Source organism: Bradyrhizobium iriomotense, from assembly GCF_030160715.1.
GTDB classification, from domain to species: domain Bacteria; phylum Pseudomonadota; class Alphaproteobacteria; order Rhizobiales; family Xanthobacteraceae; genus Bradyrhizobium; species Bradyrhizobium iriomotense.
In genome coordinates this window covers 370,843-396,084 of the sequence record NZ_BSOW01000002.1, presented here as the reverse complement: position 1 = coordinate 396,084, position 25,242 = coordinate 370,843, and the positions used below count along the sequence as shown (strand labels likewise).

The 25,242-nt window shown below is 60.4% G+C and carries 21 protein-coding genes and 3 pseudogenes; 7 read left to right on the top strand and 17 right to left on the bottom strand.

Going from position 1 to position 25,242, the window contains the following annotated elements; genetic code table 11:
* Positions 1 to 39: 39 nt before the first annotated feature.
* Positions 40 to 1,806 carry an adenylate/guanylate cyclase domain-containing protein gene (locus tag QQL28_RS04095; RefSeq protein WP_284261373.1) on the top strand — a complete coding sequence of 589 codons (1,767 nt, stop codon included), beginning with the start codon at positions 40 to 42 and terminating at the stop codon, positions 1,804 to 1,806.
* A gap of 558 nt (positions 1,807 to 2,364) precedes the next feature.
* On the opposite strand, the gene QQL28_RS04090 is transcribed toward QQL28_RS04095, so the two are convergent.
* The 11 genes and pseudogenes from QQL28_RS04090 to QQL28_RS04040 form a co-directional block, all read right to left on the bottom strand.
* On the bottom strand, positions 2,365 to 2,826 hold the full coding sequence (locus tag QQL28_RS04090; protein WP_284261371.1) for an ion channel: 462 nt from the start codon (positions 2,824 to 2,826) through the stop codon (positions 2,365 to 2,367).
* 223 nt (positions 2,827 to 3,049) lie between these two features.
* The gene (locus tag QQL28_RS04085; RefSeq protein WP_284261369.1) at positions 3,050 to 3,595 is read right to left on the bottom strand and encodes an alpha/beta fold hydrolase; all 546 of its coding nucleotides are present in this window, start codon (positions 3,593 to 3,595) and stop codon (positions 3,050 to 3,052) included.
* Positions 3,596 to 3,811: 216 nt separating this feature from the next.
* Positions 3,812 to 4,360, bottom strand: coding sequence for a hypothetical protein (locus tag QQL28_RS04080; RefSeq protein WP_284261367.1), 549 nt, complete (start codon positions 4,358 to 4,360; stop codon positions 3,812 to 3,814).
* Positions 4,357 to 4,656, bottom strand: coding sequence for a hypothetical protein (locus tag QQL28_RS46085; protein WP_431309572.1), 300 nt, complete (start codon positions 4,654 to 4,656; stop codon positions 4,357 to 4,359). The genes QQL28_RS04080 and QQL28_RS46085 overlap by 4 nt, the downstream gene beginning before the upstream one ends.
* Before the next feature lie 677 nt (positions 4,657 to 5,333).
* Positions 5,334 to 5,501, bottom strand: a pseudogene (locus QQL28_RS04070) ((2Fe-2S)-binding protein); the annotation flags it as partial.
* A 332-nt stretch (positions 5,502 to 5,833) separates the two neighbouring features.
* Positions 5,834 to 6,784, bottom strand: a complete 951-nt coding sequence (locus QQL28_RS04065; RefSeq protein WP_284261360.1) for an MBL fold metallo-hydrolase — start codon at positions 6,782 to 6,784, stop codon at positions 5,834 to 5,836.
* A 393-nt stretch (positions 6,785 to 7,177) separates the two neighbouring features.
* A complete protein-coding gene (locus QQL28_RS04060; protein ID WP_284261358.1) occupies positions 7,178 to 7,537 on the bottom strand; it encodes a hypothetical protein in 360 nt (119 codons plus the stop codon).
* 362 nt (positions 7,538 to 7,899) lie between these two features.
* Positions 7,900 to 9,117 carry an NAD(P)/FAD-dependent oxidoreductase gene (locus QQL28_RS04055; RefSeq protein ID WP_284261357.1) on the bottom strand — a complete coding sequence of 406 codons (1,218 nt, stop codon included), beginning with the start codon at positions 9,115 to 9,117 and terminating at the stop codon, positions 7,900 to 7,902.
* 119 nt (positions 9,118 to 9,236) lie between these two features.
* Complete coding sequence (locus QQL28_RS04050) at positions 9,237 to 9,530, bottom strand: hypothetical protein (RefSeq protein ID WP_284261355.1); 294 nt, start codon at positions 9,528 to 9,530, stop codon at positions 9,237 to 9,239.
* Between the two features lie 102 nt (positions 9,531 to 9,632).
* The gene (locus tag QQL28_RS04045; RefSeq protein WP_284261353.1) at positions 9,633 to 10,583 is read right to left on the bottom strand and encodes a helix-turn-helix transcriptional regulator; all 951 of its coding nucleotides are present in this window, start codon (positions 10,581 to 10,583) and stop codon (positions 9,633 to 9,635) included.
* A 26-nt stretch (positions 10,584 to 10,609) separates the two neighbouring features.
* Positions 10,610 to 11,365: pseudogene (locus QQL28_RS04040) on the bottom strand (YiiX/YebB-like N1pC/P60 family cysteine hydrolase); the annotation flags it as partial.
* A 751-nt stretch (positions 11,366 to 12,116) separates the two neighbouring features.
* Here QQL28_RS04040 and QQL28_RS04035 point away from each other — a divergent pair.
* The 3 genes from QQL28_RS04035 to QQL28_RS04025 all read left to right on the top strand — a co-directional run bounded on the left by QQL28_RS04035 (position 12,117) and on the right by QQL28_RS04025 (position 15,673).
* Positions 12,117 to 13,637, top strand: coding sequence for an MFS transporter (locus QQL28_RS04035; protein ID WP_284261351.1), 1,521 nt, complete (start codon positions 12,117 to 12,119; stop codon positions 13,635 to 13,637).
* A 10-nt stretch (positions 13,638 to 13,647) separates the two neighbouring features.
* Positions 13,648 to 14,844 carry an HlyD family secretion protein gene (locus QQL28_RS04030; RefSeq protein ID WP_284261348.1) on the top strand — a complete coding sequence of 399 codons (1,197 nt, stop codon included), beginning with the start codon at positions 13,648 to 13,650 and terminating at the stop codon, positions 14,842 to 14,844.
* A 61-nt stretch (positions 14,845 to 14,905) separates the two neighbouring features.
* Entirely contained in the window at positions 14,906 to 15,673 is a 768-nt protein-coding gene (locus tag QQL28_RS04025) for an alpha/beta fold hydrolase (protein WP_284261346.1), read from the top strand.
* Positions 15,674 to 15,824: 151 nt separating this feature from the next.
* Here the strand turns inward: QQL28_RS04025 and QQL28_RS04020 are convergent, their stop codons facing one another.
* Positions 15,825 to 16,697 carry a LysR family transcriptional regulator gene (locus tag QQL28_RS04020; protein ID WP_284261344.1) on the bottom strand — a complete coding sequence of 291 codons (873 nt, stop codon included), beginning with the start codon at positions 16,695 to 16,697 and terminating at the stop codon, positions 15,825 to 15,827.
* 145 nt (positions 16,698 to 16,842) lie between these two features.
* Between QQL28_RS04020 and QQL28_RS04015 the strand changes: the two genes are divergently transcribed.
* The 3 genes from QQL28_RS04015 to QQL28_RS04005 are packed head-to-tail and all read left to right on the top strand — an operon-like array spanning position 16,843 to position 18,857.
* A complete protein-coding gene (locus QQL28_RS04015; protein ID WP_284261342.1) occupies positions 16,843 to 17,523 on the top strand; it encodes a DUF6875 domain-containing protein in 681 nt (226 codons plus the stop codon).
* A 48-nt stretch (positions 17,524 to 17,571) separates the two neighbouring features.
* Positions 17,572 to 18,048, top strand: coding sequence for a DUF6130 family protein (locus QQL28_RS04010; protein ID WP_348522477.1), 477 nt, complete (start codon positions 17,572 to 17,574; stop codon positions 18,046 to 18,048).
* Positions 18,049 to 18,095: 47 nt separating this feature from the next.
* Complete coding sequence (locus QQL28_RS04005; protein WP_284261337.1) at positions 18,096 to 18,857, top strand: SDR family oxidoreductase; 762 nt, start codon at positions 18,096 to 18,098, stop codon at positions 18,855 to 18,857.
* Positions 18,858 to 19,096: 239 nt separating this feature from the next.
* Here the strand turns inward: QQL28_RS04005 and QQL28_RS04000 are convergent, their stop codons facing one another.
* From QQL28_RS04000 to QQL28_RS03980, 5 genes and pseudogenes are all read right to left on the bottom strand, one after another.
* Entirely contained in the window at positions 19,097 to 20,377 is a 1,281-nt protein-coding gene (locus QQL28_RS04000; protein WP_284261335.1) for a threonine/serine exporter family protein, read from the bottom strand.
* Positions 20,378 to 20,392: 15 nt separating this feature from the next.
* Positions 20,393 to 21,175 carry a 3-hydroxybutyrate dehydrogenase gene (locus QQL28_RS03995; RefSeq protein ID WP_284261333.1) on the bottom strand — a complete coding sequence of 261 codons (783 nt, stop codon included), beginning with the start codon at positions 21,173 to 21,175 and terminating at the stop codon, positions 20,393 to 20,395.
* 37 nt (positions 21,176 to 21,212) lie between these two features.
* Positions 21,213 to 22,830: pseudogene (locus QQL28_RS03990) on the bottom strand (MDR family MFS transporter).
* Positions 22,831 to 22,859: 29 nt separating this feature from the next.
* The gene (locus tag QQL28_RS03985; RefSeq protein ID WP_284261331.1) at positions 22,860 to 24,008 is read right to left on the bottom strand and encodes an HlyD family secretion protein; all 1,149 of its coding nucleotides are present in this window, start codon (positions 24,006 to 24,008) and stop codon (positions 22,860 to 22,862) included.
* A 34-nt stretch (positions 24,009 to 24,042) separates the two neighbouring features.
* Positions 24,043 to 25,218 (bottom strand): patatin-like phospholipase family protein, encoded by a 1,176-nt coding sequence (locus QQL28_RS03980; protein ID WP_284261329.1) that lies wholly within the window; start codon positions 25,216 to 25,218, stop codon positions 24,043 to 24,045.
* Positions 25,219 to 25,242: the final 24 nt, after the last annotated feature.

Here is a 25,242-nt window from a genome sequence, read left to right as displayed (position 1 = left end):
GCGTTCACGATTGAATAGCTTCGTCTGAGGTTGCGATCCATGAGGATTATTGTGGGAGGACATCTCGAACGAAGATTGTCGGCCGTTTTGGCCGCTGATGTCGCAGGCTACTCGCAGCTTATGGGTACCGATGAACGCGGCACGTTGGAAGCGCTGAAAGCCTACCGCCGCGAGGTTATTGATCCCGCCATTGCTGGCCACAACGGACGCATCGTCAAGACGACTGGCGACGGAATGCTGGTGGAATTTGCCAGCGCTGTCGGTGCAGTGACTTGCGCCATGGCGATACAGGGCCAGATGGCGGAACGGAACGGCGGTAATTCCCCGAAAATCGCTTTCCGAATTGGCATTAACGTCGGCGACATCATCATTGACAGTGATGACATTTTTGGCGATGGCGTCAACTTGGCGGCGCGGGTCGAGAACGAATGCGTACCAGGTGGGGTCTACCTGTCCAGCAATGCTTTCGAGCAGGTCAGGGGTAAAACGGAGTTTGACTTCGACGACCTCGGTGAGAGGTCCCTAAAGAACATCGACCGGCCGGTCCGATTGTTCGCGGTCCGGCCACGGTCAATACCAGGTGGCAAACCTCAGGTCCAAGCCGCCAGGTCGCTGGCACTTCCTGACAAGCCGTCGATCGCTGTGCTGCCATTCACTAATATGAGCGGTGATCCCGAGCAGGAATATTTCGCAGATGGTATCGTCGAAGACATCATCACCGCGCTGTCGCAATTCAAGTCGCTTTTCGTGATCGCACGCAACTCGAGCTTCACTTACAAGGGCAAGCCCGTCGACATCAAGCGGGTCGGACGCGAACTTGGCGTGCGCTATGTGCTCGAGGGCAGTGTGCGCAGATCCGGCAACCGAGTTCGCATCACAGGGCAGTTGATCGAAGCCGCGACCGGCGCTCACATCTGGGCTGAAAAGATCGACGGCGCCATGGCAGACGTTTTCGATCTGCAGGATGAAGTCACTTCGCGTGTGGCCGGGGCCATCGAGCCGTCGATCAGGTTCGCCGAGATTGGTCGCGCGAATACTAAACCCACCTATAACCTCGGTGCGTACGACCTCTTTCTCCGCGCGATTTCGAGATACTACCAATTCACGAAGCCGGACAATGACATGGCCGTTTGCCATTTGAGTGCTGCGACCGAACTCGATTCAACATACACGCTCGCCAAGGCATTTCTCTCGTTTAATCACGTCACCCGCTGGAATCAAGGATGGGGTGAAATGGGTGACCGAGAAAAGAGCTTGTGGCTGGCTCGTGAGGCGATTGCGGACGATTCCAACGATGCTGCGGTGCTTTGTTACGCCGGGCACGCACTCGGCTTCTGGGGAGAATATGACCGAGCGCTTGCGGTGCTGGAAAGAGCCGCGCGGCTAAACGTGAACAATTCGCAGGTGCTGAGCAGCCTTGGCTGGGTCATGAACTATGCCTGTGTCGATCCAGATCGGGCAATTTTGAGTTTTGAGCGCGCGATGCGACTGAGCCCGCGCGATCACGAAGTTGCCCTCATGTTGAGCGGCATGGCGAACGCAAACCTAATTGCCGGTCGCGACGAAGCGGCGCTGTCTGCCGCGCAAAGAGCAATTGACGAAAATCCTCGATTTGCTCCGGCTCTTCGCATCAGAATTGTAGCGCTGGCGCATTCAGGTCGGCTGGACGAGGCCAAGGCCGCGACTGCCGAGTACCTAAGACTCGATCCCGGCTTCACCATCTCGACCAGGGTCCCGAACTATCGCGATCCGGCCTTTTGTCAGAGATACCATGAGGCGCTACGGACGGTCGGGCTACCCAAGTGAAGATGCGACTTCCGCTGTGGCGCAAAGCGACCTCCGACTCATACAGCGCGTGCTGGACAGCGTACGAGCGGAGTTGCTGTTGTAGTCTGAAGGAAGCTGCCGCTGAAGGGGCCAGCAACAAGGCGTCGATGTGGTCGTGCGAGGGGAGGGCCAATTTGATGACGCGGAAGCGGTCGAGCAAGGGCGGGGCAGACCGGCCACGCTTATTCCGCGCGCCAGCGCCCTTGCGACGATCGCTTTCGCCAGAGGCCGGGTTTCTGCGTCCGAAGGAGGGGCGGAAACCTCCTCGACCTTGAATTCGATGCTGTCGTCTGACGGCGGCGTCTCGGCAACGAAGTCGCGTCTCATCAACAAGGCGTCGGGTGCTTCGACCGGGTCCGCTGAAACACGCGGGTCTGCTGCCGGCATTTCAGGAGCGAAAGCGGTGCGGTCGCGCGGGTTGTAGAACTCAGTTGTGGTTCAGACTATTCGAGATCTGTCGCATAGGGACCTGGGGCCACTGGTCCTATCGATGGGCGCCGAGTGTCCGTTTCGCGCGCAATTGGCGAGCGCCTATTATCAATGCCTGAGATCCTCGAACCTAGTCAGAACTAGCCGTTGTATGACAGCGAAGACCATCGCGGTGGAAACACCGAACATGAGCGCCCCGTTCGTCGCCTCCAGCGGTCCCAGCAATCGCCACGACGGCGTCAGAAGAAGGTCTCCGTAACCCAGTGTCGTGTAGTTGACCGCTGAGTGGTAGTACGCATTTCCGAACCCTTGAAAGTCTTCGCAGATGACGAGCAGCACGGCCCATAAGGCAATCTCAATCAGGTGAGCCACGAACGCGAATGATGTCACCAGAGCGACGATTGCAAGATCGATCAAGGCGCCTGCGCCTGCGCGCCCGAGCCTCCTCTCATAACGAAAGAGGTTTATCGCCGCAGCCAAAGCGAGCGCATGGACGAAAATCGTACATGCGACAGCGCCCACACCAACCAGCAGCGGAAACAGGATCGCGAATTGATGAGTTTGCGTCATCTTCTACTACAGGAATCTTGCCCCAGCGTATGTCGGCATCGGCCGATATCGCCCGATCACGCGGACGATCAGGACGACGAAGAATGGCAGCGCGCTGAACGATGGCGAACGTCGGCTCGTCCGGTGGGTCACGCCGCGCACACGGCGACGAGATTGGCCACAGCGCAAAGACATTAGATTGTGAATGTCGGCCGGTAGCAGACCATCGTTCACGTGCCGCAGATTAGCTGCGAAAGAACGCTAGAAGGTCGGCATTGACCGTTGCTGCCTCAGTCGTTGGCATTCCGTGCGGGAAACCCTTGTAGGTCTTCAGCGCACCCTTCTTCAGTAGCCTGGCAGACAAGGGACCCGAGTCGGCATAGGGGACGATCTGGTCGTCGTCGCCATGCATTACCAGGACCGGGATCCCGATTTTCTTGAGATCCTCGGTGAAGTCCGTATGGGAGAAGGCCACGATGCCGTCATAGTGCGCGTTGGCGCCGCCCATCATAGCCTGCCGCCACCAGTTCTGGATCACCGCTTCAGACGACCTGGCGCCCGGTCGGTTGAAGCCGTAGAATGGACCGGCAGCGAAGTCCCGGTAGAATTGCGAACGGTTGGTGGCAACCGCAACCTGCAAACCGTCGAACACTTCCTTCGGAAGGCCTCCGGGGTTCGCCGGCGTTCTGACCATCAATGGCGGTACCGCGGAGACCAGCGCAGCCGGCTGTCCCTGGCCCCAGTCCTTATAAAAGATATCAACGCCGTCCTTTGTATTGATGGTGGGCATAGCAACAACTCCTCTTTGATGATCGTCCAGCCGCTATTCGGCCACGACCTTGTGGTGGGAGACCGTCTCCGGCCGGTTGGTGTGAAGTTCGAGCAGGCCGAGCAGAAGGTCGTCTCTCTCTCTCTCTCTCTCTCTCTCTCTAAGCTTCGAGCTCTGCGATGGTGCGCGGTCCGACCTCGGCATGGACACTCTCGACGAGCTTCCTCCATAACATTGTCATCGGGCCGGCGAACTGCGAGAGATGCTCGATATCGCATTGACGGTCAGCATCGGCCGGTATCGCCGGATCACGCCGATGATCACGACGACGAAAAATACCAGCACGATGCCCTGGACGATGGCGAACGGCAGTTCGGCCGGCGGGACGCTTGGCGCAAGCACATGCAGCGCCGGCACTTTCAGGAAGGATTGGATCACCAGCACAAATACGTTGAGATAAAGCGAGACCAGCGCGGTTAATGCGTAGATCCAGCGCCAAGCGCCGGCGAGCTTCATGCCGTAAAGCGCAATACAGGCGATCGTCAGCAGAACCAACGAGAGAATGCCGATCATATGAGACGGCAACGGTTTCTCGAACAGCAGCGGTGGAATCAGAAGCCCTGAAGCGTTGGTCAGGATAGTGAATGCAAGGAAGATCGAAGTTAGGCCCGGCATCCGCCTTGAGGCGAGCATTCCGAACATCACGACCAGGCCCGCCACGATTGCTATCAGGCTGATGATCACATGAACCATCGTGACCGTCGCGAAGCTCATACCGAGTATCATGATGCGCCCCCGAAGAAGAGCGTCTGGTTCTCCCGGCTATCGGACCTCAGCGGCCAGCCGCGATGAAAAGCAATGGGTTGAGCGGACTTCTGCCCCCGGCCCTTGTAGGAGATGTCGATGCCGTCTTTTGTGGTGATCGCGGTCGCGGCATCCATCCGTCCAGCTGGAGAAGTCAAACCCTCGGTTTCTTTACCGGTCGCCGTAGCGGTTAGCGAAATCGCGTCCCTGAGAGTGGTGGAGAGTTCTTTCCGCCGTAGGCCGTCCGCAACTCGGCTGACGGAGCAGTTCCAGGTCATTATCGTGTCCGTTTGGTTGGTGTGAGCACAATGACTTTTAACGAACCGGAAATCCCATTGCCCCAGAGCGATTGACGTACTTGTAGAGAGATTGCTGCTGTTAACTTGCGCACGGCCAATTGTTCGCGCATTCGCTCGTCGTCAAACGCGATACTGATCGCTCCCAACACGGGAGGGGCTTTCGCTATTCGACCCGTGCCGCGGTGAGTGGGCCCGCTGGCGCCGTCCGCGTTAGACCGATCAACAAAGAAAATCCTTGCGTGGGAAGTGCGCTCGCGCTGAGCATTCCCAGCCAAGACAATTTTAAACGCACATTCAAACAAGCGATCGGGTGGGCATTAAGTCAAAATAGTCAGGAGGCATATCCGCGATTGTGGCGAGCTGGCATTGAGAGGCCGACGAGCAGCGCTTTTACGCCCGCCGATTCGCCTTCAAACGAGCGGAATCCAACAAAGGAGACGCCCATATGCAGTGCTATCGCTCACGCGGCAATGTTCCAGCCAAAGCGACGTCTGATACCTGCGCGAATGTTGGGCGCGTGGGCTCGCATTCGAGAAATCATGGAGACAGGCAACAGGTGCAGGTGCCAACGGGCTACGTTCATCATCTGCGGGGGCGTGGCCTAGATCCAAGGTGTATGCCGCCTATCGAATTGCCGGTGATGAGCCGGAAGATGCCAGCGCCTCGTTGATGAGGCCTTTGAGTGTGCGCGCGCAGCGGCCGCATTCGACGCTGCAGCGAAGGCAGGCATATATCTGCTTGGCATTGCGCGGAGACTTGTCCGCGGAAGTCACGACATGACGCACGTCGTGATCGCTCAACACGTTGCACGAACAGACAATCATGGAGGCAGAAGACCTTTTGTGAGGCAGCTACATTGCCCGTCGCTCGTTAAGATCTACCTGCTGGTCGAGTCGCAGGACCCAACAGCAGGTCGCCTGGTCCCCAAAATCTTTCCGGCCGAAGGACGCCTTCACCTTACTCATCGGGCTTCTGTTTCAGCGGTGACCAAAGTGCATCGACAGTCGGTTCTGCCGGCGGCCCAGACGCCGCCTATTTTGGGGACGGGCATTAGCCGATCGGAATGAACCCTCGCCGTTGGCAGCGCGGGAAACCAGGGCGCGCACTCATTGACGCAATGAGTACGCGCCTGGTTCGGCTCTAGCCCAATAAGCGGTCAGTAATCCCAGATGGCCGGTATCCACCGAAAGACGTCACCGGCGACCGCCACGTGGCCCACGGACGGGAACGGCATGTGAGTGGCCACGAGCAACTCGCCGGTCTCCGCCAGTTCCCGCAAAAGACGGACCCGGACGCGGGCTGACTCCTCGGGGAAGTGCTCGAAGCCATTGTGCCAGTCGGGGTGCTCGAACCCGACCGTGAACACGGCGTCGCCGGCGAACGTTAGCCGGTCGCCGCCGGACGCCAGACGGACTACGCTGTGACCGGGCGTGTGGCCGCCGGTACGAGTGGCGACTACGCCTGGTGCCACCTCGCACTTCTCCTCGAACAGCCGCAACTGGCTGCGGTACTCGTTCAAGAACCGCTTGGCGGCTGTCCGAAGCGCGTCCGGGAACCCCGGCGGCATGGAGGTACGGGAAAAATCGGGCGACGCCCAGAACTCGACCTCGGCGGCCGCCACGTGGATCCGCAGGTCCGGACGCAGCCGGTCCTTGATCCCGTCGACGAGCAGCCCGCCAATGTGGTCCATGTGCATGTGCGTCAGCACCACGTCGGTCACGGATCCAAGATCGATGCCAGCGGCTTCCAGTCGCTGAGCCAAGCGCCCGGCCCGCGGCAAGTTCGGATCCGCCCCCCATCCAGCGTCGACGAGTATGGTCCGGTCGCCGCTACGCACCACGACCACGTTCAGCGCCCAATCGACCATTTCTGGCGGCAGGAACATGTCCTTCAGCCAGGCTGCCCGGACGGCCGGATCGGCGTCGTGGGCCAACATCTTGGTCGGCAGCGATAGGATCCCATCGCTGACCACCAGCACGTCAATGTCGCCGACTCGCAGCGCGTAGCGCGACGGAACCAGTTCGTCGAGCCCCGGCCCGGCGGGGTGTCTGGTGTTTTCCAGGCTCATGTTTGTCTCCTGCTGAGTGTTGCGGATCAACTGATTCATCTTTGAAAACTCCTGTGTTCGATCTTGGCGCTCGATCCGGAACGGTCTGCGCTTCCTGTGTGAGAAGCTGATGAGGTGTTCAGATCGGCGACACACTCACTGCCGTGTGTCACCGCAATGGTCTATCGAACTTGACTTGCGACTGCCCCAGAGCGATTGCCCTTGCTATCGAGCGATTGCTGCTAACGCATCCGCCTCCGCCAATCACTCGGGGCTCCGCCGGTTAGCAAGGCGAAACGAACTGCGTCGACGGCGGTCGGCGCGACATTGCCAGTGACGTAGGCGGCGAAGATCTGACTTGGCGTGAAGGGGCCGGTGGTGAAGCCGCGCAGCAGCTCGGCCGGCCATCTTCCGAAACTCGCCAACCGCTTAACTTGATCGCCACCGGCGCACTTAATTGCGCTGAGCAGTCCAATAGCCAGAGCATGCGGAGCTCCCGGCGCGACCGTTCCACCTGCCGTGGCCCGTTGTGCCGGCGAGCTTGCCTGAGCCCGAGGCGTATTTGTCTTGAACTGTGACTGACGCGCGCACCACGCCGGATCGCGCCACGTATCCTCTGAATTTCAGGAGGTTCGGGTGCGAGACAATGCCGTCGGAAATATTGACGGTGAAGTTGTAGCTGGGTTCGCAGGCGCCTCTTTGCGTCACGAAGGCAAGGTCCCAGGATCCATCATAGGCCGATCGCGCGTGTGCGGTCGATGTCAAGGCGATGAAGCAGCCGGCGGCAATCATCCAGAGCGAAGGCGTCTTCATGGTACTTCTCCATTTTTGTGAGGAATGGCTTGCTTGCGACGGGTCGCGGTGCGATCCGGCCACCGTCGACAGAGATTGCTGTGCCCGTAACCAGCAGGTCCCGGTCTCAGTAATTGCGGAACGCGCACATGCGCGTATCGGTGCAGCCCGATCTTGACGCTGACCACCACGAGCGCTGCAACCATAAAAGAGGCGTCCGCATCGGCAGGGTTAGACTGCGTCGCAGGTGACGCCGCTGCCGGCGGCCTCCAGGCCAATGCGGTCATCGGTACTGTCTCGTGTTTCATCGTCGTCGAGCACCAGAGGAATCTGAGATGAGCGGGCCGCGCTTCGACGAGGGAAGCTCGTTTCGCATCGAGGGTCTAGAAGAAGCCAGTCACATCAGTTACTCGATCCGGATTGGCCGAGGCCAGCGCGGCGGCACGCTCCGCCAGTGGCGGATAGATCCAGACGGTATTGATCTCCTGCTTGGTCTTCTTGGCGGCGTCGCCGACCATTGTCACCTTGCGCTCCCAGCCAGTCGTGAACAGCGCACCGGCTTCGCCAAGGTCCAGGCAAGTGACGTAGCGCTCCTGATGGTAGGGCTTGGTCGGCACGCCGAGCAGTTCGGCGACGGCGTTGTTGCCGGCAAAGGCGCCCATCCGCGTGGCATGTTGGCACGACATCAACGCGTAGTTGCCGACATCGTCGCAAGCAGCGCGGGCGGCGTCGCCGGTGGCGAAGACGCCGGCGACCCCCGGCACGCGCAAATCGCGGTCAACCAGCAACCGGCCGAAATTGTCGCGCTCGGCGGGGACCTGCGCAGTCAGTGGAGCTGCGCGAATGCCGGCGGCCCAGATCACAGTCTCGGCCTCGATGTGATCGCCGTTAGAAAGCGTGACGCCGGATTCTTCGAGCGAAGCGACGCAGGCGCCGAGCCGGGTCTCCACACCGAGCTTGCGCAGCGCCTCCTCGATGACGGGGCGGGGGTCTTCGCCCATATCAGGAGCGATCGCAGGGTTACGGTCGACGATGATGACGCGGGGGTTGGCACTCTTGCCAAAGATCTTGCGCAGCCGCGCCGGCATTTCGGTTGCGGCCTCGATGCCAGTGAAGCCACCACCGGTCACGACGACCGTGTTGCGCCCGCTCACCGCCGGCCGCTCGGGGAGGCTCTGCAGATGCTTGTCGAGGGCAACCGCCTCATCGAGCGAGTCGACGCTAAAGCCATGCTCGGCGAGGCCCGGAATCTTCGGACGGAAGAGCCGGCTGCCTGTGGCCACGATCAGGCGACCATAGGAGAGTGTCCTTCGCGTGCCCTTGGCCGTTTCGATCTGCACCACGCGGGAATTGGTATCGATTGTCTCGGCCCTGCCCTGCACGTAGACGACATCTATAGCGTTGAGAACATCTAGCAGGTGGGCCGTAAGGGTTTCGGGCTTCGGTTCGTAAAGCCGCGGGCGAACGACAAGTGTCGGCTCGGGCGAAACCAGCGCGATCTCGAGTTCCTCTGGGTAGACGCCATGGATATCGCGCAGGCGCGCGGCGGAAAGGGCGGCGTACATGCCGGCGAAGCCGGCACCTATGATAACGAGTCGCATGTCATGTTTCCTCTGGTCCGAGCTTCTCGGATGAGCACACGTCACCGTCGCCGCTCCCGTTCCAGGAAGGGTTCGTGCAAGCAGCGACACAAAGAATTGAGGCGAGGAGTGTCGCGCGCTTAGCGAGCGCCGCAGATCTGACGCTCACACGCGGCGTGGCAGCTCTGCAAAGCCAGTGGCCCGCCGAGCTGCAGCGCAAGCGGCTGAGCGGGTTTCAGAGGGCCGCCGTCATGGACTATCGGGGTGTCATTTTTCGTCATGATAGACATAATGGCCTGCGACGGAACTTCCACTTGCTCGCCCGTGGCCGAGATGAAGCGGACGCTCAATGAAAGCCCGTAGACGAGTGCGGTCCCAATCAACCTCCGACGCGGTGCGATTGCAGCGAGGCAGACGAAGTTCTTCATGGTCATCTCTTGTCTCCGCCGGATGTGGTTAGCGAGCACTGTGATGGTCTATCTAATCAGATCGGCCGGTGCGCCAGAGCGATTGCCGTACCTATAGAGCGATTGCGGCTATCGGGCGCGCCGTCGCCAATTGCTCGGAGTTTCGCTAGTCAGCTTCCTGAACGCCGCAGCAAAGGCCGCTTGGGAGGAATAGCCAAGTCCGGCAGCGACCGACACGATCGAGTCGTCAGTGTCGCGCAGCATGTTCATCGCCTGCTCTAGGCGGTGCTGGCGCAGCCAGGCATGCGGTGAAAGCCCCGTGCTTTCCTTGAAGGCACGGCAGAAGTGGTAGCGCGACAGGCCGGCATCCGACGCCAGGGCAGCGAGAGAGACATCCCCATCGCTATCCGAGCGCAAGCGTTCGATAGCGCGGCGTAGCGTCTTCGGGGTTAGCCCGCCCAGGGTTGGCTGGAACGCGGTTGACGAGCCCGTGTGTGCAGTAAGGAGGCGCGTGGCGAGCAGAACCGTCACCTGCTGCCTGAACAGGACGTCCAGGAGTTCGCGGCCATCCAGGACATCCGCTGCGCTCAGAAGCAACCGGGATGTCGTGGGGTCGAGATGTGCCGTTCGCTCGAGAAGATCGCCCGGTGCGATCTTGTCGGCTTCGACTGAAATGCGCTCGAGCGTTGCCCGCGGAAGATAGAGTTGAACGACATTCATGGACTGGTGGATGTCCCACCGGGAGGTTGAGCCGGCTGGAATGATAGTGACAGCCCCGGGACGCGCCGTTCCAATCGCAACTGATTTCCCCGTGCGCCGCTCCAGTTGCTGAGAACCGACAGGGTATGCCATGACGACGTGCTCAGCCATGGGCTCGACCACGGCGTGTAGAGCTCCATGCACCCAATAGGCGATAGCGCCACTGGGTGGGTCCGAGGCCATGCGAAGTGGTGTGGTCTTGAGGACGCGCGCCATCTCCACATCGGCAGGACGTCGATCGGCGATTGGCAAATCGCCATGGCGCGATTTTGGCGCGACCAGCAGAGCCTCCAAAGTGTCGCGTAACATCGGCCTGCTCATGGACTTGTGCTCGCGCTAGGAGAATAGCCTGCGGCGTGATCTGGGGGAGAATCACCCCAGTGCATGTCTTTGTAATTGAAGCCACGCGCAAGCGTGGGCTTCACCACCATGAAGTAAGGTGACATATCGAAGTCGCCGGGCACGTAAAGTGACGGGTGCCGCATCTCGGCGATTTCGCGCCGCACCGTCTGGCTCTCGACGTGAGTGATTCTGGGAAGAATTGGGTAACGCACGGCGTCGAACGCTTGGGCGATCAGCGAAGAACAGATGAGGCGGCTGGCATCGTCGGAGCCGAGTGCGATCGTTCGACGGTGCCCACGCTGCATCAACGGCCACGGGATTAGATAACGCATCAGGTCGATTACGTTCTTGAAATCGTAGCCGAGACCAATGCGTTCGGAGGCGTAGCGGCAGACCTTTCCGCAGTCCGCTTTGCTTAGGTCCACTGGTCGGCAGATACGGGTTTGGCAGTTTAGATATTTCGACAGCGGCGCCGACACGACACCTTCGTCGATGTTGGCTTCGATCAGGACGTGGGGCTCACCGCGGGTTACGGCGCCCACTATCGGCCCGACGTACAACGCCGCATGCGACCAGGTCGATTGAGTGAGATATTTGATGATGCCGGAAATGCGACCTTTGCCCTCGACGAGCAAGACATCACCTGGTTGCAGGGTGTTGCGTAAGGCGGTCAAATAGTTCGGAGTGAGCGGATCACACTGGTTGGCCGTCTTCTGGAGCCGAGCAATCAAATGTCCGACGCTGTCGATCATCCAGCCCATAGCTGGTCCCTCGCTCTTTGGTGCTTCTAGTGTGGCGGTTCCAGATACTTGTCCTGTCGTTCGGTTACCAAGTTTCGTTTTACCGAACCGGATCTGCCGCTGCGCCAGAGCGATTGCCGTACCAGTCGAGCGATTGCTGCTACGCGCGTCGATTTGCCAAATATTCGTTGCTTCGCCTGTAAGCTTCGTGAAGGCCGCTGTGAGGCGATTTGGGAGGCATAACTGAGCGCCGCTGCGACCGACAGGCCGGTGGCCGCACATCAGATTTATTGCCCGCTCGAGTTGATGCTGGCGCCGCCAATTGTGAGGTGAAAGCATGATGCGTTCCTTGAACGCAAGGCAGAAGTAGAACCGCGAGAGCCGGCATCGGACGCTAAGGCAGCCAAAATCTACAAATGATTGGCGGAGGCGCAGACGTCAGCAGCAATCGCTCTACAGGTACGGCAATCGCTCTGGCGCAGCCGCAATTCCGATCCGCTAGATCATAATGGTGCCCACGTCCAGCCGGACGGAGGAAACGATGATCTGGAAAAGAGTTGTTAGCCCCCGTGCGATCTACAGGCTTCTGCGCACCGGTCCACAATGTATGGTTTTGCCCGGAAGACGCCTAAGACAGGTTGCGACCTTGCCTATATGCGTGGCCCCGGCCCGAAATGGTGCGCCAAGCATCAGCCTTGGCCCCGCAATTGAAGCTCTTCGATGGCGATCGGCGCCTACCATGAGTATGAGGCCTCTCTTAGGTTTATTCGGCGTGCTGATCGCTGCAATGAGCAGCGAGTTCAACGACACGGTTACGTCAGCCGCGCTCGTCGATATTCGCGGCTCTCTTGCTATCGACTATGATTCTGGCACCTGGATCGAGAGCCTCTACAGCACGGGACTTGCCATTGGGATGGCTTTAGCCCCCTGGTGCGCGGTGACGTTCACGCTTCGCAGGTTCACCCTCTGCGCCATCGCTATGGTTGGAGTATCGACCCTCCTGATCCCATTGGCGCCCAACCTGCCGGCGATCCTGATTTTGCGCGTGATCCAAGGTTTCGCCGGCGGACTCACGATCCCGCTTCTCATGACAACGGCACTGATGGTCCTGCCGCCACCGGTCCGTCTCTATGGCTTGGCCGTGTACGGTTTGACAGCGACATTCACGGCGCCTTTCAGTGCCTCGCTCGCCGCGCTCTGGACCGATGTCGTCGGCGACTGGCGCTTCGTCTTCCTGGCTGCACTCCCGTTGAGCGCTCTAGCGTCGGCGCTGGTCTGGTACGGCATGGAGGTCGGCGAACCCGAATACGACCGGCTTCAGGTCTTCGATTGGCGCGGCGCGCTGCTGATGATACTGGGCTTTGGCGCCCTCACCACTATGTTGATGCAGGGCGATCGCCTGGACTGGTTCGAATCTCCGCTCATCTGTGTCCTCGCGCTAGTCAGCAGCATTGCGATCCCGTTGCTGCTCATCAACGAGTGGTTCCATCCGATGCCGCTGCTTAAGCTGCAGATGTTGCTACGGCGCAATTTCGCATATGCGTCGCTTGCCCTCTTTGCTTTCGTAGTGGTCAGCGCCTCTTCGACAGTGATCCCGGCGGCGTTTCTGACGGGTGTGCAAGCCTACAGACCGGTCCAAGCTCATCTGGTCACGCTGATCGTCGCGCTTGGTCAGTTTGTGATGCTGCCGGCGATTGCGTTCCTGCTCGACCATCGGCGCGTGGATGCGCGCGCAGTTACCCTTCTCGGCCTTGCGCTGATGTTGATCGCCTGCCTCGGCTCCTCATCCGTGGACGCCACCTGGCATCGCGATCAGTTCTATGTCTGGCAGGTCCTTCAGATGGTTGGCCAGCCGATGATCGTCATGCCTCTATTGATGATGGCGACGAATACGGTGCAGTCCCACGCCGAGGGACCCCTCGCATCGGCATTGATCAACACGACCCGCGCCCTGGCCGAGCCGGTGGGAATCTGGCTTATCGAGCTCATCGGGCATTGGCGCGGCGCCCTGCATTCCGAGCGGCTTGTCGATCAGATCGGACTCGATCGTTTCCGGACTATCCAAGCCCACGGGCTGCTACCGCAAGATCCTGCACCGCTCCTGCCGAACGGAACCCCACGCGCAGCGGGAAGCCTTGAGCGTTTCGCCGAGGCAGTGGCTCAGCAGGCGCACGTGCTCACGACAGCCGACGCCTATCTCGTCATGGCTGCCCTCGTCGTCGCCTTCATGGCGCTGGTGATGATCCTCCCAGAGCGCACCTATCCACCACGCATTCTGTTTGCCAAGAAATAAGGAGGCTATGATGTCGGTCCTCACTTCCAACACGACGTTTCGCATCCGACCTGATGAGTCCGCGCCGGCGGATGCTCCGGTCCAGCTCACCAGCCAAGTAGAAGAGCCTCCCGCGAAGAAGCGGCGGCCCCGCTGGCCATGGCTTCTGGCAGGTAGCATCGTCGCGGCAAGCGCCGCAACTGTGCTTTGGCGCATCTACATGCCGACGCCCGATGTCTGGACAAATAATGCTTATGTACGTGTGCATTATGCGACAATCGCATCACGCGTCGCTGGTCAGATCACGTCGGTAGCGGTCGATAACAATCAAATGGTCAAGGCCGGAGATCTCCTCGTTCAACTTGACGATCGTGATTTTCGTACCGCCTTGGATACAGCTCGGGCCACGTTGGCGCGTGACCGCGCCGCGGCCGCGAATGCCGCCGCCAATGTCAGCCGTCAAACGGCATTGATCGCCCAGGCCAAGGCGCAGCTCGAAATGGCACGAGCGCAGCTCAGCTTCGCAGAGAAGGATGCCAGCCGCTATGAACGGCTCGCCTCCACGGGCGCTGGCACCGTGAAGATGCAACAGCAGGCTGACACTTCCCTATTGACAGGCCAGGCGTTGGCCGACGGCGCCAAAGCGGCGCTGGAGGCTGCGCTTACGCAGCTCACAATCGCCAAAGCGGAAGAAGAAGCGGTCATGGCCACGGTTAAGGCCGACGAAGCCCAGTTGACGCAGGCGCAACTCAACCTTTCTTACTCTCAGATTCGGGCGCCGGTGGACGGTATGGTCGGGCAGCGCGCCGTACAGGTCGGAAATTACGTCAGCCCGGGCGCCGGGCTGATGGCGGTCGTACCGCTGTCCGATGTCTATGTCGAGGCGAACTACCGCGAAGTCCAGTTGAAACACGTCCAGCCGGGGCAACACGCCCGCATCCACGTCGATGCTTATGACATCGATCTCGATGGCACCGTAGTCGGCGTGCCAGCAGCCACCGGGGCGACTTTCGCCACGATTCAGCCCGACAATGCCACGGGAAATTTCACGAAGATCGTCCAGCGCTTGCCGGTCAAGATCATGCTGTCTCCGAATCAACCGCTCGCGCGGCTCCTCCGCGTCGGCCTCTCGGTTGAAGCGACGATAGAGACGGGGTTCGAAGACGTTGTCGGCGCTCATCGTACGTTCGATGCGGCCTTGACCGACCTATCCAAGAAGGAATTCTAGGATCGCAGAAGCCCTGAACAGCTCGCTGCGCAGTTTTCACTTGCAACCTTCGGAGGCATGAATGAAAAAAGTTGGCATTTTAGTATTCGTGGGCGCTTTATCCTTGGGTTCAAACGCATTTTCTCAAACTGGGGGTTCTACGAACACAAAACCGACGGTGGTTTTTGTCCACGGGCTTTGGGCCGACGGTTCTTCCTGGAGCAAAGTTATCAATCCGTTGGTGGATAAGGGATACAAAGTAATTTCGGTACAGAATCCCACCACTTCCCTTGCAGATGATGTGACCGCAACCACAAGAGCGATTGACCGCGCCGATGGCGACGTGATCCTTGTCGGGCATTCTTGGGGTGGATCCGTCATCACCGAAGCGGGCGCAGATCCGCGCGTTAAGGCGCTGGTTTATATTGCGGCGTTCGCACCCGATAAAGGCGAAACCGCGGGTTCGCTAGCCGAGAGCGTTGCTCCGACAATCCTTGGAGGTTTCGTTCAGAATGCAAACGGGTACCTAACGCTTTCAAGAGAAGGAGTCGCCAAAGGGTTTGCTGGAGATTTGACTCCGAAAGAGCAGGATGTGGTGTACGCCGTTCAGCAACCTGCATCAAAAAGTGTATTCGGCGATGTCGGCGTCAATGCCGCATGGAGAACTAAACCATCGTGGTACGTGGTCGCCTCCGAAGACAACGCAATCAATCCTGAGCTTGAAAAAAGAATGGCACAAAGAGCCAATGCAAAGACGACGATCCTAAAGAGCAGTCACGTAGCGATGCTCTCCAAACCGAATGAAGTGTTGGATGTGATATTGGATGCCGCGACAAGCGTCAGTAAATAATTTCCGGCCAATATGGGTAGAAGGTTGTTTAATTGGCCAAATGGCTAGGGCCGCTTAAATGCGGCCCCGGCCGTGGGGCCAATAAGGGGGCGTTGGCCGGGGCCGCTGGAGGCAACTCCATCCTTTGCCCCGGAGCGACGAACCCCTCAGGCTAGACCTGTGCCAAAGCCGTTTGAATGAAACTTTCGACCTTCGGCAGGGTGTAACGGCGGCCAGCATAGACAAAGTGGTAGGTCCAATTCTGGTTTTTCTTCGGCCGCCACTGCAACAGGGCAGGTACGAGGTTGCCGGTTCGCACGGCGTCCCTGACTAGGAAGTCCGGAAGCCAAGCGATACCTTCTCCTAGCAGGATCAACGCCGCCACCACTTCAAGGTCATCGACGTAAGTTCGTCCTTTCAGCTGAAGCTCGAAATCTGACCTGCCGTTCGTCAGCATGACCGTGGTCAGAACAGGATGAGCCAGGAACGTGGCATTCACTAGATCGCGCGGATGGTTTGGCTTACCGAACCTCTTCAGATATTTCGGCGACGCCCACAGGTTCGAGCTCGTCTCGATGAAGCGCCGCGCAATGAGCGAGGAGTCCTTCAGCGCGCCAGCCCAGCGAATGGCGAGGTCGACACCTTCCTCCACTAGGTCCACGACCCGATTGGTCAGAATCAGGTCGAGTGACACGTCCGGATATTTCGCGGTGTAGGCCTGCGCGATGCGCGGCAAAAGAACGTGTCCGAGATCGATCGGCGCCGTCACCCTGAGGACACCGGACGGCTTCACTTTTGCCGACTGCAGTGCGGCTTCGCCCAACTCGATTTCGCGCGTCGCGATTGCACAATGGTGGAAGTATTTCTCGCCGACGTCGGTCACGCGCAGCTTGCGCGTCGTGCGCTGGATCAGGTTTACGCCGAGGCGCTTCTCCAATCCCGCCACCTTGGCGCTGACGGTCGTCTTAGGCATGCCCAGACGCTTCGCTGCTGCGGCGAAGCTGCCGGCTTCCACGACTCTCACGAATACCGTGACTGCGTCCATGGCGACATTGTCCAAAATCCTGAGCGGTTATTCCCGATTTTGCCAGCTAGTGGGCGGTTTGGCGAGCGTGCAGATTGCAACGCATGGCGGCAGGGATCGCTCCGCCGGTCGATCTTGCACCAATCCGTTTCAAGGAGGGCCACCCATGGATGGGTCTCATTCGCTGGCGCAGGCTGCAAATCTCTTCCTGTTCGAGGATCTCGAGGATGGCGGCAGGGCAAGCACACTCGCAAAGGGCGAGCTGACCGCGCTTCGCGCGGTTGCTGAATGGATCAGGGGGTTTGTTGCCAAACCGCACAAAGATCTCGGCCGTGCTGGACCGGTGTGTCCCTTCGTGCCGGTGGCCTGCGAGCGCAGAACACTCTGGCTTGCGCCCGAGGAGACCGCCGGCAGAAGCGTGTCGGATGTCGTCGATGTCCTCAATGGCTACAGGATGTTGCTTCAGGACCCTCGGCCGCTTGATGGCAAGGAACCAAATTATAAGTCGATCGTCATTGCTTTCCCCGATTTGCCGACGGACCGTGCGAAAGCGTTCCTCGACGGCGTTTTGCGGGAGCTTGGCGTTCCATCCTATGTAAACGACGGATTGGTGTTGGGTGGATTCTACGAAACGAATGAAGGGCCTGCGATTTACAATCCCGGCTTTCGACCATTTACGCCGCCGGTGCCATTCCTGCTCATGAGGCACGCGGTCATCAGCGACTGGAAGTTCTTTTTGGACTCTGAGGACTGGCTCGGCCATTGGGCCCGTCGCTATCCGGTTTCCGGTATCCACGCCCTGGCTGAAGAGCTGCGCAGTCTGCCCTGGCGCGTCAGCCGCGACTAACCCGGTCATTTCACCAACAACGATCCGGTACTCATTGGAGATAGTGCCATGCCTCTCGCCAGAACTTGCATTGCGTCGGGAGTTGCGACGGCCATGCTCGCCGCGAGCGCCGTCGCCCAGACCGCGAAGGAAATCCGCGGCGCTTCGCCGTACATCGCGGTCGAAAACGAGCCCGCACCCAGGCTGATCGTGGATCCTCCGGTTGCCGAGGCGCTGGCACAGGGTGTGTTCTGGGCGCAATACCGCGTCGAAAACCTGCGCATCGTACAGGTCTTCGGCGAAGGCGCGCGTCAGGTGTCTCCGCGTATCGGGCACCTGCACATCACCGTCGACGATCTACCGTGGTGGTGGGCGGACGCGAGCGACAACAACACGGTCGACATTGCCGGGCTGCCGCCCGGTCCGCACAAAGTGACAATCTCATTGGTCGACGCCGACCACAACGTCTTCCCGGATCAAGTGAAGACGGTGACGTTCATCGTGCCGGAGCACGCCAAGGTGATTCACGGTAGTCACAGCAAATGAGCCGTGCCGAAAAACAGCAACCAAGGCAATTAAGTCAGGAGAACTCGATGCTTGAGGGAAAGACAGCGCTCATCACCGGAGGCACTTCGGGCATTGGCCTCGCCACAGCAAAACTGTTGCGCCGCCACGGAGCGCGCATCGCTATTACGGGGCGTAGTCCGGACGATCTCGCAAAGGCGCGCCAGACGATCGGCGACGACGTCCTGACCTTGCAAACCGACGTACTTTCCCGAGACGCGCTCCACAAGATGGCTTCCGACGTGAAGCGGGCTTTCGGTGCACTCGATGTTTTCTTTGCGAATGCGGGCGTCGCGTTTGTTACACCCCTGGTGACGACGGACGAGGCGCAGTACGATCGTCTTATGGACACCAACGTGAAGTCGGTGTTCTTTTCGATCCAAGCGGTCGAGCCGATCATGCGAGATGGGGGTTCGATAATTGCGACTACGGCTTGGCTGAACCAGGTCGGCGTGCCGGGACGTGCGGTCCTTTCGGCCTCAAAGGCGGCTGTGCGGTCATTTGTCCGCACTCTGTCGGCGGAGTTGCTCGCCCGGCGCATCCGCGTCAATGCGATTAGCCCGGGTCTAATCGAGACACCCATTCTTCGAAGCGTTGGCCAATCCGAACGCCCCGGTCAAACCGAAGCGGAATTTCGCGACTATCTCGCCGACGCCAGCAAACTGATTCCAATCGGGCGTCTTGGGCAGCCCGACGAAATTGCTGCGGCGGTGCTGTTTCTCGCCAGCGACTCATCCAGCTACATGCTTGGATCGGAAGTGGTAGTCGACGGCGGGTTTGCCGAGCTTTGAGGGGAGCAAAGCGCGTCAACGCCATCGGAATGTCTGAACCAGCAAGCGAAGGAAGAGGCATTGCATCTGTTTACCCGCGCGATCGAGTTCAAGGCAGTGGTTCGGTTGCGAGAGCTGAGCCCGACTCTGCGAATTTTTAATCTCAAAGATTTGCTGGGAGGACGTCGCGCGGTATGAGAAGGATTACGGCAAGCAGGGCTGCCGGAATGACCAACGCCACGCGCCGGGCTCGCCGTGCTTTAGTCAGGTCGAGAATGGACACGCTCGAGCACCAGGCGTGGCAGGATCAGCCCAATGGCCATGGCCAGGATGACCAGAAATGCCGTGGCGCCATTGGCGGCGATGTTCGTCAGCAGAGTGACCGGTGCACGCGGCCCCATCGAGACCAGTTCGACGACGGCGCTCGCCGTCTGAAATAGAAAGATGCCCGGAATCATCGGGACGACCGCGGAAAAGCCCAGTGCGGCGAATGGCAGATGCAGGCGGTCCACGACCGGTGTGACGATGATGCTAACCAGAATGCAGGCGACGAGCGCTCCGGTAGCGACATTCGCGCCGGCAACCGAGATCAGGGCCCAGCGTGCCGCATGCCCGAGCATGCCAGCTGCGATGGGGAGCGGCAGCATGCGCCACGGCAGCGAGAAGATGCTGCCGAAGGAGCCGACGGCGAATCCTGCCGCGATCACGTCATCCAGGAGCGGCACTGACGCGGACGGCCCTGCGGCCGGTAGGGCCGCGCCGCCGGCAGTGAAGCCCAACAGCAGGCCGAAACAGATCATAAGTACGACGATGCTGGAGTAGGCCAGGCGAGCGATGCCGAGCGTAATTCGCATGCGTGCGAGATCGATTGCGCCGTTGAGGAGGTGCGGTCCAGGCACCAGCACCATGCAGGGACAGAATGCGACGAGAGCCGTGGCGATTGGCTGATGCAAGACGATGGGGGAGAGGGCCGCCGCGACCCCGGCGATCAGGGCGGCACCAAGCGGTTGGACCAGAGGGTTGTTGCTCAAGCCTGACAGCCACCGGCGGACCAGCGCGCCGAGGGCGGCGCTCGCCGCGATTAACATCAGGTTCGTAGTATCGAGCGCGCCGAAGATGACTCCGAGCGATGCCGCGCCGGCGGCTGCAGATAACGCGAAGCACAGGGCAGACGTGGGTGGCAGGTTTGCGGCTAACAACAATGCCGGCCTTGCTTCATCAGCGAGCAGGCTCCCGTCGCACAGCTGGTCCACAATCTTTGTTATGGCCAGCACTCTGTTCATGTCGACGCCGAGTGGCTTTATGGGAACAATCTCGGACAAGCAAGTACCTTCGAGCTCGACGGTGAGCTTGTCCCAATCTGGCAGCACCCTCGCTCGCACGGCCAGAGCACGCCCGAGGCGCTCAGCAGTGACCACCGTCCGTTCCGTCGTCTGCCCGTGAGTGAATAGAAGTGTGGCTGCCAGTGCAACCACGCCTAGTGCAGCCTCGCATGCTGACGGTTCGAAGTCGAGCCGAGAAAACAAAAAGGGGGCGGCCATGTCGCTAACTGCCTCTTACTGCGCGGTCCAGCCGCCGTCGACGGAGATTGCCGTGCCCGTGATCTGGTCTGCCGCAGACGAACAGAGGAAGGCCACGGTGCCCCCAAGCTGCGTGGGAGATACAAACTCCAGAGACGGCTGCTTCTCAGCCAAAATCTCCTTGGCCGCCTCCTTCTGAGTAATTTGCTTTTGCGCGGCGATGTTGCTGATCTGGTTTTCGACCAACGGCGTTCGCACCCAGCCAGGACACACCGCGTTGCACGTCACGCCGCTGCCGGCGGTCTCAAGGCCGACCACCTTTGTAAGGCCGACCAGGCCATGTTTGGCCGCGACGTAGGCGGCCTTGTGTGTCGAACCGACTAGGCCGTGCGCGGAGGCGATGTTGACGATCCGCCCCCAGCGCTGCTTTTTCATATGCGGCACGGCCGTAGCGATGCCGTGGAACGCCGCCGACAGATTGATGTCGAGGATGGCGTGCCACTTGGCGGTCGGGAATTCATCCACTGGTGCGGTGTATTGGATGCCGGCATTGTTGACGAGGATGTCGAGACGTCCGAACTTCTCGATCGTCGTCTCGATCAAGCCGCGGACGGCCTCGCCCTCCGACATGTTGGCGCCGTCATAAGCAACGCGCACGCCGCATTCGCGTTCGATGCCGCTGCGAATCTTCTCGATCTCGGCGGCGTCGCCAAACCCATTCAGTACGATGTCGGCACCAAGCTTGGCGAGCTCTTTGGCGACACCGAGCCCGATGCCGCTGGTCGATCCGGTGAGGATGGCTACCTTACCTTCCAACATGGGATTTCCTTTCAACGTGGAGTGATTGGACGGATGATTAGTGCGCGCCGCCAGCGTCGAGACGGTCAGGCTTCCTGAGAAAGAGGCCTGCCAGCAGCGCGACGAGAAGCGCCACGCCCAGCGTGTAAAAGGTGTCGCTGAAGGCGAGGATAAAGGCCTGCTTCTGCACGACACGCCCGACTGCGACGTAGGCGCGGTGCATGGCGTCAACGCGATCGATGACGCCGTGGTTCATGAAATATTGCGTGAGCTGTTCGAGCCGGGTGCGGGTGGCTTGTTCGAACATCGATACTGACTGCATAAGCACGTTGGAGTGATACTGTTCGCGCTTGGTGAGTAGAGTCTGCAGCGCGGCGATGCCAATTGCGCCGCCCAGATTCCGTGTCATGTTGAACAGAGCGGATGCAGACCCTGCATTTTCGGGCTCGACGCCAGCCGTGGTGACCGCTGAGAGAGGCGCGAAACAAAGCGCCTGACCAAAGGCACGGATGACGTTCGGCCAAAACAGCTGATCGGCCGCATAGTCGTTTGTCATGTAGATGTTCATGAAGTTTGAGCCGGCGAACAAAGCAAAGCCGACGCCGATAACGATGCGCGGATCGATGCGCTTAATCAGCTGCGGCACCAGCGGAATCAGGAGAAGTTGCGGGAATCCAGTCCAGGCCAGAACCTCGCCAATCTGCTCCGAATTGTAGCCCTGGATTCGCGAGAGATAGACCGGCAGGATATAGACCGATCCGTAGAGGGCGACGCCGAGCAGGAGGTTCGCCAGAACGCCGAAGCCGAAGTTGCGGCGACCCAGAAGGCGCAGGTTCAGCAGCGGCTTTTTGCTGATCAATTCGATCGCGACGAACAGCGTCAGCCCAACTGCGGCGATCACGGCGAGGCGGACAATGAAGGGCGAACCGAACCAGTCGTCCTTGTTGCCTTCCTCCAGCACGGTCTGCAGTGCGGCTAGGCCGATCGCCATGGTGACGATGCCCGGCCAGTCGCCTTCGCGCAGCAGCGACAGCTTCATCGGGCTTGGTTCCAGCGAAACGTAGAGCATGCCGATCATGATCGCGCCCGGCACGACATTGACATAGAAGATATATTCCCAGCCGAAATTCTCGGTGAGATAGCCGCCGATCGTCGGGCCGATCGCGGGCGCGAATGTCGCGGAGATCGCAAACAAGGCGAGCCCGATCGGCTGCTTCGCCTTCGGCAACAATGTGATGATCAGCGTGAACGCCATCGGGATCAGCACCCCACCGGTGAATCCCTGCACGGCGCGCAGCACAATCATCTGCGGCAGGTCCTGCGCCAGCGCACACGCCGCCGAGAACACCAGAAAGAGGAAAGCGTTCGTCAGAAGGTAGAGGCGGATCGAGAACACCTGGGCGAGCCAGCCGCTCAGCGGGATTACCACAATCTCGGCGATCAGATAGGAGGTCGAGATCCAGCCGCCGTCATCGAAGCCCGCGCCAATCCCGCCCTGGATGTCGGCAAGTGAGGCAATTGACAATCTGGATGTTGAGCACCGCCATGAAGGCGCCGAGTGTAGCGCCGATCACCGCGAGCCACGTTCTTGCGGAGACGAAAATCGCCGGGACCTCGACGGGCCGCCCGTCATCGCCGGCGGGAACGGCATTGGCAGTCGGTTGGAGCGTAGTCATGAGCGTCTGCTCGTTGCGTGCGAGGGCATTCAGCTGCGGGGCTTGGGGTCGCTCGAGGCGAGGCGCTCTTTGGCTTCGCGTTCTGCGACAACGGCCGACTTGGTGTTGACGGTCGGCTCGGCCGACATGCCCGGGCGGAGCAGGCCAGCCAGCCTGTGGTCGTCGAGCACAATCTTCACCGGTACACGCTGCACGATCTTGGTAAAGTTGCCGGTGGCGTTGTCCGGCGGCAGCAGCGCGAACTCGAGGCCGCTGGCCGGCGACAGGCTGTCGACGTGGCCGCGCAGCTTGGTGTCTCGGAAGCTGTCGATCGTCAGCTCGACCAGCTGACCGTTGCGTACATGGGTGAGCTGCGTCTCCTTGAAGTTGGCGATGACGTATACGGCATCGAGCGGAACGACAGTCATCAACTGCGTACCGGCCTGCACGAACTGGCCGACTCGCAGCGAGCGCGCGCCGATCGTGCCGTCGATCGGCGCGGTGATGCCGGTATAGGAGAGATTCAATGCGGCCTGCTGCTCCACCGCGCGCGCGCGATCGCGCTGTGCGACGGCCTGGGCGCGTTGGGTCGAGAGCACCTCGATCTTCTTGTTGGCGGCGATCAAGCCCGCCTTACCCTGCTGCAGCTGCGCCGTCTGCGAACGCAACGCCGCGTCAGTCTGTTGCGCGCGTTGAACTGTGCCTGCACCCGACTTCATCAGATCGTCGTAGCGGGCGCGCTCCTGCCAGGCGAATTTCAAATTGGCTTCGACAGCGTCGACCTCCGCCGCCTGTTGCTGGATCAGCGGTTCCTGCAATTCGATCTGGGCGTCGAGATTGCGGATGGCTGCCTGGGAGGCGGCGACATCGGCCTTGGCCTGGTTCAACGCGGTCTTGAAATCGCGGTCGTCGATCCGGGCCAAAACCTGGCCGGCCTTCACCGGCTCGTTGTCAGCGACGAGAACCTCGGCGATGTAGCCGGACACCTTCGGCGCGATGATCGTGGAGTCCGCCTTCACATAGGCATCGTCGGTCGTTTCCAGATAGCGGCCGGTCGTGACGTAGTAGTGACCGAAAGCGGTAATTCCGGCGACACCGAGGGCAGCGGCGAACGCGAGCGCTGCGCGCCGGATCGCCTGACGCGACGGAGAAAGACGGGTCTTGGCCTTCTGTTCAGCTGCATAAGAAACAGTCGACATGGCATTCTCCGAAACCTTTAGGGGGCGACGAAACTCAATCGCGTCGGTGGATGTCGTGGGTGACGATACCGAGCTCGGGAGACGGCGGGTCGAGGCGACGCGGATCGGACAGCGTGCGGCGGATGTCTTCCAACCCGCTCTGCCAATGCCTGCGCATCGCGCTCAGGCCGAACTCGTAGTCCTTCGAATGACCTTCATTGAGTTTAGACTGATAGATCAGGTGAATGATGTTGTGGGAGCGATGGCGGGCCAGGTCCGCGATCGCGCGGATTTCCGGATCCTCCTTCGCGTTTGCCGGCAGCTTCTCGAGTGTCCGCTGCAATGCCAGGCGCATCTTCTGCATCCGGAGCGCTTGGTCGGTGACGGCGCGCGTGCGGCTCGAGTACTGGATGTCCTTCTGCCGGCTCGACACCTCCATCATGTCGTGGGGAACGCGGCCCCTTGCGGACCAGAGGTCGATCTGAAAGGTCAGCGTGTCACGCGCATCGCCCGACAACACGCGGGAGAGAGGCGTGTTCGACACGACACCGCCGTCCCAGTAATGCTCGGCTTCGATCTCGACAGCGGGGAACCCCGGTGGTAGCGCGCCGGACGCCATGAAGTGTTTTGGCCCAAGCCGGCGTTCAGCGGTGTCGAAATAAGTGAGGTTGCCGCTGCGGACGTTGACCGCGCCGACGCTGACGCGCACTTCGCCGGAGTTTAGCCGGTCGAAATCAACGAGCTTCTCCAGCGTCCGGTGCAGCGGTGCCGTGTCGTAGAAGCTGGTCGCGGCATCGCCTGTGAAGGGCGAAAAGAGCGGCGGGGGGAACCGCGGCTTGAAGAAGCCAGGCTGGCCCTGGACCAGGGCCCTCGTCGCCGCCAGCGCGTTGCGCACCGAGTGGATGTCGAACGCAAAGGGCAAAGCGTCGACCAGGCCTTCGCCGGCTGGCCATTCGATCGAAAAGGCGCAGATGGTCTCCCAGAATTCGCGCAGGCGTGCCACACGCTCATCTTCGGGCGAGCCCGCGATAATGGCGGCATTGAGCGCGCCGATGGAAATGCCGGCCAGCCAGTTCGGGCGGATGCCGGCTTCGTGCATGCCCTCGTAGACGCCGGCCTGATAGGCGCCGAGCGCGCCGCCGCCCTGCAGCACCAGGGCGATGACATCATAGGGCAGCTCGTTGGTGCGCTGCGTCACAGGATGGGTTTGCTCGCGTATCACGTTCAACATGGCCAAAGCTCCCTGCATTGTGGC

Bases quoted from the DNA above. Each gene is read 5' to 3' on its own strand.
- QQL28_RS04095 (WP_284261373.1), top strand. From the start codon at position 40: ATGAGGATTATTGTGGGAGGACATCTCGAACGAAGATTGTCGGCCGTT.
- QQL28_RS04090 (WP_284261371.1), bottom strand. From the start codon at position 2,826: ATGACGCAAACTCATCAATTCGCGATCCTGTTTCCGCTGCTGGTTGGT.
- QQL28_RS04085 (WP_284261369.1), bottom strand. From the start codon at position 3,595: ATGCCCACCATCAATACAAAGGACGGCGTTGATATCTTTTATAAGGAC.
- QQL28_RS04080 (WP_284261367.1), bottom strand. From the start codon at position 4,360: ATGATACTCGGTATGAGCTTCGCGACGGTCACGATGGTTCATGTGATC.
- QQL28_RS46085 (WP_431309572.1), bottom strand. From the start codon at position 4,656: ATGACCTGGAACTGCTCCGTCAGCCGAGTTGCGGACGGCCTACGGCGG.
- QQL28_RS04065 (WP_284261360.1), bottom strand. From the start codon at position 6,784: ATGAATCAGTTGATCCGCAACACTCAGCAGGAGACAAACATGAGCCTG.
- QQL28_RS04060 (WP_284261358.1), bottom strand. From the start codon at position 7,537: ATGAAGACGCCTTCGCTCTGGATGATTGCCGCCGGCTGCTTCATCGCC.
- QQL28_RS04055 (WP_284261357.1), bottom strand. From the start codon at position 9,117: ATGCGACTCGTTATCATAGGTGCCGGCTTCGCCGGCATGTACGCCGCC.
- QQL28_RS04050 (WP_284261355.1), bottom strand. From the start codon at position 9,530: ATGACCATGAAGAACTTCGTCTGCCTCGCTGCAATCGCACCGCGTCGG.
- QQL28_RS04045 (WP_284261353.1), bottom strand. From the start codon at position 10,583: ATGAGCAGGCCGATGTTACGCGACACTTTGGAGGCTCTGCTGGTCGCG.
- QQL28_RS04030 (WP_284261348.1), top strand. From the start codon at position 13,648: ATGTCGGTCCTCACTTCCAACACGACGTTTCGCATCCGACCTGATGAG.
- QQL28_RS04025 (WP_284261346.1), top strand. From the start codon at position 14,906: ATGAAAAAAGTTGGCATTTTAGTATTCGTGGGCGCTTTATCCTTGGGT.
- QQL28_RS04020 (WP_284261344.1), bottom strand. From the start codon at position 16,697: ATGGACGCAGTCACGGTATTCGTGAGAGTCGTGGAAGCCGGCAGCTTC.
- QQL28_RS04015 (WP_284261342.1), top strand. From the start codon at position 16,843: ATGGATGGGTCTCATTCGCTGGCGCAGGCTGCAAATCTCTTCCTGTTC.
- QQL28_RS04010 (WP_348522477.1), top strand. From the start codon at position 17,572: ATGCCTCTCGCCAGAACTTGCATTGCGTCGGGAGTTGCGACGGCCATG.
- QQL28_RS04005 (WP_284261337.1), top strand. From the start codon at position 18,096: ATGCTTGAGGGAAAGACAGCGCTCATCACCGGAGGCACTTCGGGCATT.
- QQL28_RS04000 (WP_284261335.1), bottom strand. From the start codon at position 20,377: ATGGCCGCCCCCTTTTTGTTTTCTCGGCTCGACTTCGAACCGTCAGCA.
- QQL28_RS03995 (WP_284261333.1), bottom strand. From the start codon at position 21,175: ATGTTGGAAGGTAAGGTAGCCATCCTCACCGGATCGACCAGCGGCATC.
- QQL28_RS03985 (WP_284261331.1), bottom strand. From the start codon at position 24,008: ATGTCGACTGTTTCTTATGCAGCTGAACAGAAGGCCAAGACCCGTCTT.
- QQL28_RS03980 (WP_284261329.1), bottom strand. From the start codon at position 25,218: ATGTTGAACGTGATACGCGAGCAAACCCATCCTGTGACGCAGCGCACC.